Origin of the sequence: Sediminicola luteus (assembly GCF_002514735.1) — a bacterium.
In the GTDB taxonomy this organism is placed as follows: domain Bacteria; phylum Bacteroidota; class Bacteroidia; order Flavobacteriales; family Flavobacteriaceae; genus HQA918.
In genome coordinates this window covers 435,806-448,149 of sequence record NZ_NBWU01000005.1, presented here as the reverse complement: position 1 = coordinate 448,149, position 12,344 = coordinate 435,806, and the positions used below count along the sequence as shown (strand labels likewise).

General features: G+C 44.7%; 10 protein-coding genes. 3 read left to right on the top strand and 7 right to left on the bottom strand.

Annotated elements, in window-relative coordinates; genetic code table 11:
* Nucleotide 1: 1 nt before the first annotated feature.
* Nucleotides 2–1,168, top strand: a complete 1,167-nt coding sequence (locus B7P33_RS17160) for a heparan-alpha-glucosaminide N-acetyltransferase domain-containing protein (protein ID WP_097443446.1) — start codon at nt 2–4, stop codon at nt 1,166–1,168.
* 65 nt (nt 1,169–1,233) lie between these two features.
* Here the strand turns inward: B7P33_RS17160 and B7P33_RS17155 are convergent, their stop codons facing one another.
* The 7 genes from B7P33_RS17155 to B7P33_RS17125 form a co-directional block, all read right to left on the bottom strand.
* Nucleotides 1,234–1,842 (bottom strand): uracil-DNA glycosylase family protein, encoded by a 609-nt coding sequence (locus tag B7P33_RS17155; protein ID WP_245871822.1) that lies wholly within the window; start codon nt 1,840–1,842, stop codon nt 1,234–1,236.
* 110 nt (nt 1,843–1,952) lie between these two features.
* Nucleotides 1,953–4,244 (bottom strand): FdhF/YdeP family oxidoreductase, encoded by a 2,292-nt coding sequence (locus tag B7P33_RS17150; RefSeq protein ID WP_097443444.1) that lies wholly within the window; start codon nt 4,242–4,244, stop codon nt 1,953–1,955.
* Between the two features lie 173 nt (nt 4,245–4,417).
* Nucleotides 4,418–5,137: a hypothetical protein gene (locus tag B7P33_RS17145; protein WP_097443443.1), complete on the bottom strand. Its 720-nt coding sequence runs from the start codon at nt 5,135–5,137 to the stop codon at nt 4,418–4,420.
* A gap of 131 nt (nt 5,138–5,268) precedes the next feature.
* A complete protein-coding gene (locus B7P33_RS17140; protein WP_097443442.1) occupies nt 5,269–7,824 on the bottom strand; it encodes a phosphoenolpyruvate carboxylase in 2,556 nt (851 codons plus the stop codon).
* 345 nt (nt 7,825–8,169) lie between these two features.
* A complete protein-coding gene (yaaA, locus tag B7P33_RS17135; RefSeq protein ID WP_097443441.1) occupies nt 8,170–8,931 on the bottom strand; it encodes a peroxide stress protein YaaA in 762 nt (253 codons plus the stop codon).
* A gap of 90 nt (nt 8,932–9,021) precedes the next feature.
* Nucleotides 9,022–10,047, bottom strand: coding sequence for an RluA family pseudouridine synthase (locus tag B7P33_RS17130; protein WP_097443440.1), 1,026 nt, complete (start codon nt 10,045–10,047; stop codon nt 9,022–9,024).
* Between the two features lie 2 nt (nt 10,048–10,049).
* Nucleotides 10,050–10,637 (bottom strand): PASTA domain-containing protein, encoded by a 588-nt coding sequence (locus B7P33_RS17125; RefSeq protein WP_097443439.1) that lies wholly within the window; start codon nt 10,635–10,637, stop codon nt 10,050–10,052.
* A 154-nt stretch (nt 10,638–10,791) separates the two neighbouring features.
* Here B7P33_RS17125 and B7P33_RS17120 point away from each other — a divergent pair, with 154 nt between their 5' ends.
* Entirely contained in the window at nt 10,792–11,769 is a 978-nt protein-coding gene (locus B7P33_RS17120) for a D-alanine--D-alanine ligase (RefSeq protein WP_097443438.1), read from the top strand.
* 37 nt (nt 11,770–11,806) lie between these two features.
* Nucleotides 11,807–12,265: a pantetheine-phosphate adenylyltransferase gene (gene coaD / locus B7P33_RS17115; RefSeq protein WP_097443437.1), complete on the top strand. Its 459-nt coding sequence runs from the start codon at nt 11,807–11,809 to the stop codon at nt 12,263–12,265.
* Nucleotides 12,266–12,344: the final 79 nt, after the last annotated feature.

Below are 12,344 nucleotides of genomic sequence, written 5' to 3'. Positions count from 1 at the left end.
CATGAAAGGAAATCGTATCATAGCCATTGACATCTTAAGGGCCCTTACCATGTTTTTTATGTTATTCGTAAATGACCTTTGGTCGCTTACCAATATCCCCACATGGTTGTTACACACCAAGGCCAATGAAGACGGCATGGGTTTTTCAGATGTCATTTTTCCTTTGTTCCTTTTTATTGTAGGCCTTTCTATACCTCTGGCCCTGCAAACCCGAAAAGGCAAGGGGGAATCTACCGTTGACATGGTGAAACATATTCTGAGCAGGGCTATCGCCTTGATTTGCATGGGATTCTTTATGGTTAATTTTGAATCCATGCCCAAAACCAACTGGGCTTACCTATGGGAAATCGGCATGGCCCTGGGACTTAGTCTCCTTTGGCTCAACCATAAGAGAATGCCCGGGAACACCGACCAAAGATCGCGCCTTTTCAAAGGGATTGGTATTTTTATATTACTCATGCTCGCCCTTAACTACACCAATGGTCCTGATACCGGCGTAGTCGCCCTAAAACCCCATTGGTGGGGCATATTAGGTCTTATAGGTTGGAGTTATTTAGTGGTAAGCCTGGGCTATCTTTTAATTCAGGGTAGCCTTTGGAAAGCCTGTATGGTATTCTTGATTTTTCACGGGTTGAATATATGGGAACATACCGATTCGGCCCATATGCCTGCGTTTAAAATCGTAATCAGTGCCTCGAACTACAGTTTGGTCATGGCCGGGGCCTGTGCTACCCTTTTTATGCAGCGGCTCCGAAAGAAATGGAAACCCACCCAAATCAGTGGCATCTTAGGAGCGATAGGTTTGGTAGGTATCAGCTATGGCTTCATATTGCGGAAATTCTATATCCTATCAAAAATATGGGCCACCCCATCTTGGACCCTACTTTGTATAGGCATAGGCTTGGTCTGCTTGGCCATCTTAATTTATCTAACGGAAACATGGGGTGCGGTAAACTGGGCCAAACCCATTAAAGCGGCCGGAACGGCGACATTGGCCTGTTACCTTATCCCCTATTTTGTGTATCCCTTGGTAGCACTGACTACCTTGGCCTTGCCAGAAATACTATCTGCCGGATGGCTCGGTCTTTTAAAATCAATGGTCTTTGCTTTTCTGGTAGTAAAATCGGTGGAGTGGTTACACGGCAAAGGCTATAGTTTAAAGGTGTAGGTTGTAGTTCCCATACGATTAAACTACTTTGATCTGGGCTGTACCGGCCTGATTTCCGTATACATTCAAAAATAAGGTCGATACTGATCCACCCTGAAATCTAGGGTATTGAAATTCGAATCTAGTGCTTTGGCCTTTTTGTAGGCCGCCATACTTCCAATAGCCCTATTCGCCGAGCCGGAAGGGGCGGTCAGGGAAACGGTTTCAACGACCCGGTCATCAAGCGTAAAACGATGTATTCTCGGAATATCGTTGGAAACCACTTCTAGGTTATTCCCTGCTAGTTTAAGTTGTTTCCTAAAAAAATATTCGGGTCCGTTTTTACTATTCCCGCCAGTAAACAGAATGCGTTTAATACTTTGATATTCACGAAGCACGCCAAGTACATCGCGCAGTTCGGCTTTTTGCATCCCAAGGTCAGAGGCATCGATTTTAGTTCTATACGCCTTGCTCACGATATCACATACCCCAATTTTACGGCTTTTAAGAAAGTGTTCCCTTTGGGTGATGGCGTATTGCGAATCTTCATAGACCAGCCCCAAATCGAAAATCCGGTCTAAAATAGGCCATAAAAGACCATCTTTACTACCATAACAGAAATGCACATCGCCTGCTTTAAGCGCACCCGTACTGAATCGTGGAGGTGGTAAGGTACCCACGATTAATTTTTCCATCCCGGGAAACAAAAAGGGCGGATAAGGATGCCGATGTTCAAACAAGTGATTCAGAATTTAGATTTGAAAAAAGCGCTTTTAATTAAAAAAAGCACTGGTACACCAATCAACTATTTCACTAGCTTCACTACAACACTCTTCGATGCCGGGGTCTTGGCCGTATGGGCATAACTGTCCAAGGGCACCAAAACGTTAGCTTCCGGAAAATAGGTGGCCACACATTTCGGAGGAATCGTATAGGGCACCACCTTAAAATTCCGGGCTTCACGTCTAACACCATTGAATTCGGAACGAATATGGACCACATCGTGCTTTTTTAGTCCACGGGCCTCCATATCGGCCCCATTCATCATAATAATACGGCGTTCGTTGAAAATACCACGATAGCGGTCATCCAAACCGTAAATAGTCGTATTGAATTGATCGTGTGAACGGATGGTCATCATAATCAACTCATCGTCTTGTAATGACCATTCGGGCAATTTATTCATCGAAAATTGGGCCTTGCCGCTCTTCGTCTTAAAATTACCAATCCTAGCGCCATTGGGTAGGTAAAAGCCAGACGGATTTTGGAGTTTTTTGTTGTAATCGGTAAACCCATCGACCACTTCGGCAATATCGTTTCGCACTAGCGCATAATCGTCTACATACCCCAACCAATCGATTTTTGATCGGTCTTTTAAGGTAGCATGGGCAATACCACAGACCACGGCCACTTCACTGATCAATTTATCGGAGCAAGGCTCCAAAATACCTTGGGTAGACGAAACCACGCCCATGGAGTTTTCTACACTCTGTATCTGTTCCCCCGATTTCTGATAATCTTTTTCACTACGCCCCAAACAAGGCAAGATCAGGGCTTCTTTACCGGTTACCAAATGTGAACGGTTCAATTTGGTACTTACATGTACTGTAAGGTTACAATGGGCCAAGGCCTGGGCCGTATAATCAGTATCGGGTGTGGCCGATATAAAGTTGCCGCCAAGACCAAAGAAAACCTTGGCCTCCTTTTCATACATCCCCTGAATGGCCTCAATAACCGAATACCCATGTTTGGTGGTTGGCTTAAAGCCATATTTGGCCTCTATTTTATCTAAAAAAGCCTGAGGTGCGGCTTCCCAAATACCCACGGTACGATCGCCCTGTACGTTCGAATGCCCGCGTACCGGGCAGGTACCGGCACCTTCTTTACCGATACTTCCTTTCAGTAAAAGCAAATTGACCAATTCCCGAATGTTATCCACGGCATTTTCGTGTTGGGTAAGCCCCATAGCCCAACAAATAATGATCTTATCCTTGGATTTTACCAAGTCTACCAACTCCAAAACAGACGCCTCGGAAACTCCGGAAAGGCGCACACATTCGTCAAAATCGTATTTGCGCAGATCGGCAATGAACTCGCTATAACCCGTAGTACTGTTTTCAATGAAGTCGGTATCGAAAACCTGTTCCCCAGCGTCTTGGGCGGCCAACAGTTTTAGCAACACCGCCTTGATCAAAGCCACATCGCCATTAATGGTAACGGGTAAGAACAAATCGGTTAAAGCCGTACCTCCGGTAAGCATTTTAAGCGGACTTTGGGGGTCGGTAAAACGCATTAATCCTACTTCGGGCAAAGGGTTTATGGTAACTATGGTGCCCCCATTCTTTTTGCATTTTTCCAAGGCCGTAAGCATGCGTGGATGGTTGGTACCCGGGTTCTGCCCCACCACCAATACCAATTCGGACTTATGCAGATCGTTTAAGGTTACCGAGCCTTTACCGATACCCAAGGTCTCCGAGAGGGCCTTACCACTGGCTTCGTGACACATATTAGAGCAATCGGGTAAATTGGCCGTACCGAATTCCCGTACGAAAAGCTGGTACAAAAAGGCCGCTTCGTTCGTAGTTCGCCCCGAGGTATAGAACACCGCTTCATCTGGTGAATCCAAGGCATTCAAATGCTCGCCTACCTTGGCAAAGGCGGCTTCCCAAGAAATAGGGCTGTAATGGACGGCACCTGGAGCCAAGTACATCGGCTCGGCCAACCGCCCTGATTTACCTATCTCAAAATCGGACCAAGTCGACAATTGATCTACGGAGTAACGGGAAAAGAATTCGGCACCAATGGTTTTGTTCTGGGCCTCTTCGGCCATGGCCTTAAGACCATTTTCACAAAACTCCCCCAGAGCCGAACGTTCGTCGTCTGGATCGGGCCAAGCACAACCCGGACAATCAAAACCTTTCTTTTGGTTCATTTTGCCCATAATCTTCAGGGCGGCGCCGGTATCCATATATTGGCTTACTTGCCCGAATACCGATTTTAAAGCCCCCCAACCTACACTATTCGTCGGTGGGGTTTTGCTTTTTATATTTTCGAAGCCCTCTGGAGTGGCTGCTTTTTCTTTAGCGGATAATGCCATTTTTTCTTTTGTTTTAAGTCTACAGTTTGGGTTTCCCCTCTGTTTACTCGGCCCTAAAATACGGAAAAAAGTCAGTGGGCATCCACCAAAACCACTGGCTTACTATAGGGGTAAATGTACAGCTTACTGCTAACACTTGGCCAATAAGCTGTGTTCTAGCACAGAATCATGCCCTATTGTTTCCCCTCTAATGTAATGGCCCGAACGGCTTCTTTATTTTGCTTATAGCTCATTTTCGACATACGTGAAATTTCCACCTTCAATTCGTCCAACAAGTTTTGGGCCTCATCCAATTTTCCATGCCTTTTTAGAAAACGTAATAGGGTCAGGCGTTCTTCGTAATTCGAAAAAGGGGCATCGAAGGTCAACAACATTTCTTCAGCGGTGGTTACTTCCCCTAATCGTTCTTTGGAAAGGGCAACGCACATAAACGCACGCGATTTCCGGTATTTGGCATCTTTCTCTATTCTTTTGGCCGTTTGCACCACCTGTTCGTAATCTGCATTCCCATAATACGCCTCGCATAATTTCGAGATTACATAAAAATCGTTTTTGAACATACCATCGAGACAGGCCTCATAATTTAGAATGGCCTTTTCGAACATTCCCGCCTCCAAATAAGCATCGGCCAATGCAGATTGGTTCGCAAAAGATTTGGAAAACTGAAGTTGTTTTTCCAAATCCGTTATTTTTTTGGTCGGATTGATGATATGGGTCAGATTGTCTTGTACCTTGTCCAGCTGCCGTTTCTTAAACACATTGGCAAAAAGGTATATCAAAGAACCGATCACGGGAAGGAACAAAATCACGAAATACCAATAATACTCATTTCTATGGGTAATGCAATGGTAGATACAATACCCTTGCAGTGCGATAATCAGATAGTAATGCATACAGTGTTCAAGATTTAGGCGCTTTGGTTCATACAATATAAGGTAATTCAACAAAAAGCCCGAAAAGTATAGGGTATACCTTTCGGGCCATTTAACCGGTATGTACCACCGGATTATATCAAAAATCGGGTTTAGGCCGAGTTTCTACTGGCGTTGATATTGCCATAGAGTGATCGGGTAACGATCTTGGAATAGAGTTCGGCATATTCGGAGCCTTTGGCAATCTGGAACAAGGCATTTTGCTGTATAACCAATAAGGGCAATACGATTTGTTCCCGAATCTGCACCGACTCACGGGAAATGGTTTCGTCTTCCATCAGTATTTCATGGCCCGAGATTTCCAGCAAGAGTGCTTTGGATAATTCGTACTCGGTTTTCAAAATACGCCAGAAGTCCCCAAATTCGGTATCGTTGGCCATATAACTGGTCAGTTCAAAATTGGTCTTGGCCAAAGACATCATACTGTTCATCATCAAAGCCCTAAAGAATGGTACATCTCGGAAAAGCTCTTTTACCGTTTCCAGCCTTCCATCATCCTTAAACTGCTGTAGGGCCGTTCCCAGACCAAAATATCCCGGTACGTTCTGTTTTAACTGACTCCAAGATCCCACGAACGAAATAGCACGTAGATCGGAAAGGGTCAATTGTTTTTTATTGCCCCTTTTACCCGGCCTACTACCAATATTGGCCTTGGTATAGTATTTCAAGGTGGAGCGATTTTCGAGGTACGGAATAAAACTAGGATGCTGTTTTAGCGCATCGTATTTGGCAAAACTAGACTCGGACAATTCTTCGATAAGGGCACGTTGTTCTTGGGAAATCACATTTTCTTTCCCAAAGATATTATTGCTCAATCCGGCCGTTAACAATTGCTCGGCATTATGTCTAAACTGCTCTTTGGTACCGAAAGTACTGGTAATGGTCTGGCCTTGCACCGTCATTTGGATCTCGTGGTTGGCCACATCTCTGGTTTGGGCCGCATAGAAACGGTGGGTTTTACCACCACCACGTGCCGGTGGTCCGCCCCTACCATCAAAGAAAAGGGCTTTAATTCCGTTTTCTTTACAGACTTTGCTCAAGGTCTCTTTGGTCTTTAAGATGGACCAGTTGGCCTTGAGGTAGCCCCCATCTTTGGTACCATCGGAAAAACCGAGCATTATGGTATGGGTCTCTTGACGTCGTTTCAGGTGCTCGCGATAGATGGGCAGATCAAAAAGATCTTGCATTACCTGTTCAGAGGCTTCCATGCCCTTCATGGTCTCGAAAAGTGGGGCGATATCGAAACTGATATCTTCTACTTGCCAGCCACACCAGCGGAAAAGGCCAAAAACAAAAAGCACCGAGTAAATATCTTCTGAATTACTGATGATATAGCGATGACAACCCGCTTCCCCGTTCGATTTTTGGATTTCGGCCAATTGCATGATATTGGTAAGGGTATCGGCTACTATGGGCGTTTCAAAATCATCTGGATTCAGGGTAATTTCCTTTTCCAGCAACCAATGTTTTAAGGTAGCATCGTCCAGTTCTTCCAAACTTTCCATTATGGCTCCTTGGCTTTTAAGCACTTCCTGTACGGTTTCGTAATGCTTACTATGATCTTGGCGTATATCCAGTGAGGCAAAGTGGGTCTTAAAAATATGCACCTTATCGATCAGCTGCTGCACCTCTTTTTGGTACAAGCTATGGTAGTGATCGCGCAATTGCACCTTGATCTCCTCCAAATGGGCGATAATAGTAGCATATGAAACTTTATAGCCGGGATCGAACATAGCTTTGTACAGCTTTTGGTTCAAAACCTCCAAGGCCGGCTGCACCCCTTTAAAAGTCAAATTCTTACGCAGCGATTTCAGTTCGTTATAATAACACTTCATTAAATTGATACGAAGTTCGTCGGCCACTTGTTTGGTAACGGCAGCGGTTACAAAAGGGTTACCGTCACGGTCGCCCCCGGGCCAAAATCCCAATTTAATAATGTTGTAGTTATCGAAATGCTCTTTGCGGATGTTGTTTTTTACATATTGGAACAATTCCCCCACCGCGTCGTAATAGGTATGCCTTAGAATATGGATGATATTCTTGGCCTCTTCGAGCGGCGTTGGCTTTTTCGAATTGATCAAAGAGGTCAATCCCAACTGTTGTAGGGTCTGGTCTATTTGGTCTATTTCGTTATGGTCGATCAAATCGCGTAGCTTGGACATTATATCCAAGATGGCCGGACTATAGAATTGGGTCGGGTGGGCCGTTAATACGATACGGGCACTGAAGGTAGCGAGTTTTTCGGCAATTTTATCCCAGTTCTTGTTTTGATCTACCAGTTCAAAATAATCTTTGATTGACAGTGAATTGGTAAACTTTTGTAGTTTCGGAAAAGCGGCATCTTCTACACTATCGTACAACACCACTTGGCGCTCAACATATTGCACGATCTTGAACATAAAATCGAGACGATCCCGTTCATCTTCCAATTCGGCAAACTGGGTAAAAAAGGCTTCAAGAATGGCCTGGGGCTCTTTTCCGGCGACCAATCCTTTTTCACACTGATCGAGCAAAATAGGAATCATGGCCCCTAGGTTCTCATCGTCGGTGTAAGGCAAATTCAAAAACAAACTGTTATAAATATTGAATTTGTTTATAACGGATTTCTTGAATTCGTCCAGTCTTCGTACCTGCTGTAATTTTCGCATCGGTGGTTCTTTTTGTAATGGTTCCTTGGCAAAGGTCTGTATTCATTTTGGCATGCTAGCCTTGATTTTACGGGTGTAACAATTTCTTAAAAGATGTAGGCCCGTTAACACTATAACATACCCCTGCCATTGCCAATCAAAAGTACCGAATATATATTTAGATTACACTTACGATTAGAAACAATAAACGTCATAAACGTTTCATTTAAGATATATTTATTGTTTCTCCATTTCCATTTTGAATCGAAAACGTTGTAATGCTTTTCTATTTAAACAACACATACCTTGTAGAAACAAAAAAGGAAGCCCTAAAGCTTCCTTTGTCTATTTTGTATTTTCAGGATGTTATCTTACAAAAACCGGCTCCATGGCATTTGTGGTATACTGTTCACTAAAGCCATACCCATCGACATCGAAAGATGTAACACCATCCAAATCTTGAACCTGGTTATCGAGAATATATCGTACCATGGCCCCCCGCGCTTTTTTGGCAAAGAAGCTGATCACTTTTAGCTTATCGCCTTTCCAGTCCTTGAAAATAGGCGTTACCACGGGTACCTTCAACTTTTTGGTATTCACAGCCCCAAAATATTCGTTACTGGCCAAGTTAAGGAACAACTCCCCTTCTTCCAATTCATCATTGAGGGCATCGGTAATTTTATCGCCCCAAAACTTGTACAGATTGGGCTTCCGGTTCACGGTCATTTTCGTTCCCATTTCCAAACGATACGGTTGCATAAGATCGAAAGGTTTTAACAAGCCATACTGACCAGACAGGATACGCAAGGTATCTTGCAAGGCATCGTGTTTATCATCAGTCAACGAATAGGCATCCAAACCTTGGTACACATCGCCACTAAAGGCAAATACCGCCTGACGGGCATTTTCGGTAGTGAACGGAAAAGCGAAATCTTGATTACGTTGCCAGTTCAGCTCGGCCAATTTGGGCGATATTCCCATAAGCTTCGACAAGGTCACCGGACGCTTTTTCTTCAACACCTCACTAAGGGTGGTAGCTTCTTTTTCAAATAAAAGCTGGCTATGGCGATCCGTAGGTACGGTAGTTTCGAAATCAAGGGATTTGGCAGGACTTACTACTATTTTCATGGCGTTATGATTATAGTATAAAAGTAAGACCTATTTAGAAAAAACGGGCCCAGCCATCTAATTGTTTTTCAATAAAAGTATAGGGAACACCTATGCTTGGCTGTGCTTGGCATAATTGCGCCATTTTTCGATACAGGCCACCATATCTTCAGGAATCTCGGAATCAAAGGACATTTTCTCCCCGGTCACCGGATGTATAAAGCCTAAGGTCTTGGCATGCAGCGCCTGCCGCGGCAATACCTTAAAAGCATTTTCTACGAACTGCTTGTATTTGGTAAAGGTGGTGCCCTTCAATATTTTCTCGCCTCCGTAGCGTTCATCGTTGAACAATGTATGTCCAATATGCTTCATATGGACACGGATTTGGTGGGTACGACCGGTCTCCAACCAGCATTTCACTAGAGTGACATAGCCTAAACGCTCGAGCACCTCGAAATGGGTAACGGCTTCTTTGCCCTGTTCGCCTTCTGGGAACACCTGCATTTGCAACCTATTTTTGGGGTTACGCCCAATATGCCCTTCCACGGTCCCCTTATCGGCGGCTATATGCCCCCAGACCAAAGCGATATATTCGCGCTGGGTACTCTTTTCAAAAAACTGCTGGGCCAAATGCGTCATGGCATGCTCGGTTTTGGCCACGACCAATAATCCGGTAGTATCTTTATCGATCCTATGCACCAAGCCCGGGCGTTGGTCGGCATTATTAGGCAGGTTTTCTATATGATGGATAAGCGCATTGACCAAAGTACCCGAATAATTCCCATGCCCCGGATGTACCACCATCCCGGCAGGTTTGTTTACCACAAGCACGGCATCGTCTTCATAGACCACATCGAGCGGAATATCTTCTGGGGTCAACAGGTTTTCGTAGGGCGGATGGGCGAATAAAACCTTTATGGCATCATCTGGCTTTACCTTATAATTTTGTTTCACCGGGCTACCGTTCACCCATACATGGCCATCTTTGGCCGCTTGCTTTATTTTAGATCTGGTGGTATTCTCTAAACGATCCAATAAAAACTTATCGATGCGTAAGGGCGACTGCCCCTTGCCGGCCACAAAATGATGATGTTCGTGAAGCCCATCGGTGGCCTCCCAAGTATCGGTATTTTCCATACTTATTCCGAATCGGCTTGTACTTTGGCCTTTTCGGTAATACTGCCATTACCACAGACCAGCTCAATCTTCGAGGTCTTGGGCAACTTATAGCCCGGCGAAATATCCTTACCCTTGTATTTGATGCGGTACACCATGTCTTTCCCCAGCTCGGGTATATAGGTCACCTGCCCCACATCTAAGCCAACGGCCCTTAACTTGGCGGTAGCATTACGACGGGTTACCTGTATAATCTTGGGTACACTTACCTTTTTATAGCCCGATGGGTTTACGTTTACATAAATCGTACGGTTCTTTTTCACCTTATCGCCTGCCCTTGGGTCTTGATCGATAATGGAAAAACGCGGATACTTTGGGTTATAGTTGGCCGAATCGACCACTTCGTAACGCAGATCGGCCTCTTCAATGGCCGCACGCATTTCCATAACCGACAGTCGCGAAAGATCGGGCACGGTTATAAACTCGCCATGATGGGTAGAGCTCTTCAACCATTGTAATCCCCCATAAACGATGGCCACGGTTACGGCAAAAGCCAAACCCAACTGGATCAAAAACGACCGACTTTTTAAGAAATTGAAAAAATTCCGCATGCTAGCTACTTTGATGGCAAATATATAAAACCCATACCAGAGGGTGGCCCACCTTTTCGTCAAATGGATATTTGCCGATAATAATTTGAGACTACCGCTTCATCTTTTGGGGTAAATACTGGATATTTGTGAAGGACCGAACAAACTTTTGAAGATGAAGAAAAACGTTGCCATAATAATGGGTGGGTATTCCACCGAATATGATATCTCTATTAAGAGTGGATCTGTGGTGTACCAGTACCTAGATCGGAACAGCTATAATCCGTATAAGGTTATTATCGCCAAGGAAGCCTGGTACGTGCTTTTGGACAATGGTCAAAAGGTCGAAATCGACAAAGGTGATTTTTCGGCATTCATCCATGGGGAGAAAATCAAATTCGAAGTGGTTTTCAACGCCATACACGGCACCCCTGGGGAAGATGGCTATATGCAGGCCTATTTAGAAATGTTGGGCATACCCCAAACCGCTTGTGATTTTTATCAGGCCGCGCTAACCTTTAACAAAAGGGACCTGTTAAGTGTGTTGAAGGCCTATGGCATACGATCGGCCGAATCGGTTTATTTGAATGAGGGCGACCCCATAGATGCCGATGCTATTCTAGCCAAGGTAGGCCTACCCTGCTTTGTAAAAGCCAATAGGGCTGGCAGCAGTATGGGAACAAGCAAGATTTATAAAAAAGAAGAACTGGATCAGGCACTGGCCAACGCATTTGCCGAAGACGATCAGGTTTTGATTGAGGCTTTTCTGGATGGCACCGAAGTATCGGTCGGGGTTATTACCTATAAAGGCAAGACCAAGGTATTACCTATAACCGAGATCGTACCCCATGGCGATTGGTTCGATTATAAGGCCAAATACGAGGGCGGGTCTACCGAATACACCCCGGCACGCATTCCACAGGAAATGACCGACAAGATTTCGGCCTTGGCCCAGAAGGCCTATGAGGTTTTGGGCATGAAAGGTTTTTCGCGATCAGAATTCATCATAGTCGACGGCAACCCGTTTATGCTTGAAATGAATACCACGCCTGGGCTTACCGAACAGAGTTTATTGCCCCAACAAGCGGCAGAAGCCGGAATACCCTTGGCCGAATTATTCGACAATGCCCTAACCGAAGCCCTTAAAAAGTAGTACCTTAGACCAAAGGCCTGTTCCCAAAAAATGAGTTATGAAACGAAAAGCGATATTTCCCGGATCTTTCGACCCTATTACCTTGGGGCATGTAGACATTATTCAACGTGGGGTAACCCTTTTCGATGAATTGGTTATCGCCATCGGGATAAACGTGCAAAAAAAATACATGTTCGAACAAGAACAACGCAAAGCCTTTGTAGAAGAAACCTTTGCACAAATCCCCAACATTACCGTAATGACCTACGAAGGACTTACCGTAGACTTTTGCAAAGAAATCGATGCCCAATTTATTTTGAGGGGCCTGCGAAACCCGGCCGATTTTGAATTTGAAAAAGCCATTGCCCACACCAATCGCAAATTATCGGAAATCGAGACCGTTTTCTTATTAACCTCCTCGGGTAAATCGTTTATCAGCTCTTCTATCGTTAGGGAAGTAATGCGCTATGGGGGCGACTATAGTGGTTTGGTACCGAAGGCAGTTAAAAGCCATTAAGGTATTGCGGCAAATTCCCTCAAAAACGAACCCTTTGCTTTTATTCTAAAACGTTTAGGTATTTCAACGATCAAATATT

What these genes read in the sequence shown, in the direction of transcription:
- B7P33_RS17160 (WP_097443446.1), top strand. Translation starts at nt 2, where the DNA reads ATGAAAGGAAATCGTATCATAGCCATTGACATCTTAAGGGCCCTTACC.
- B7P33_RS17155 (WP_245871822.1), bottom strand. Translation starts at nt 1,842, where the DNA reads ATGGAAAAATTAATCGTGGGTACCTTACCACCTCCACGATTCAGTACG.
- B7P33_RS17150 (WP_097443444.1), bottom strand. Translation starts at nt 4,244, where the DNA reads ATGGCATTATCCGCTAAAGAAAAAGCAGCCACTCCAGAGGGCTTCGAA.
- B7P33_RS17145 (WP_097443443.1), bottom strand. Translation starts at nt 5,137, where the DNA reads ATGCATTACTATCTGATTATCGCACTGCAAGGGTATTGTATCTACCAT.
- B7P33_RS17140 (WP_097443442.1), bottom strand. Translation starts at nt 7,824, where the DNA reads ATGCGAAAATTACAGCAGGTACGAAGACTGGACGAATTCAAGAAATCC.
- yaaA (WP_097443441.1), bottom strand. Translation starts at nt 8,931, where the DNA reads ATGAAAATAGTAGTAAGTCCTGCCAAATCCCTTGATTTCGAAACTACC.
- B7P33_RS17130 (WP_097443440.1), bottom strand. Translation starts at nt 10,047, where the DNA reads ATGGAAAATACCGATACTTGGGAGGCCACCGATGGGCTTCACGAACAT.
- B7P33_RS17125 (WP_097443439.1), bottom strand. Translation starts at nt 10,637, where the DNA reads ATGCGGAATTTTTTCAATTTCTTAAAAAGTCGGTCGTTTTTGATCCAG.
- B7P33_RS17120 (WP_097443438.1), top strand. Translation starts at nt 10,792, where the DNA reads ATGAAGAAAAACGTTGCCATAATAATGGGTGGGTATTCCACCGAATAT.
- coaD (WP_097443437.1), top strand. Translation starts at nt 11,807, where the DNA reads ATGAAACGAAAAGCGATATTTCCCGGATCTTTCGACCCTATTACCTTG.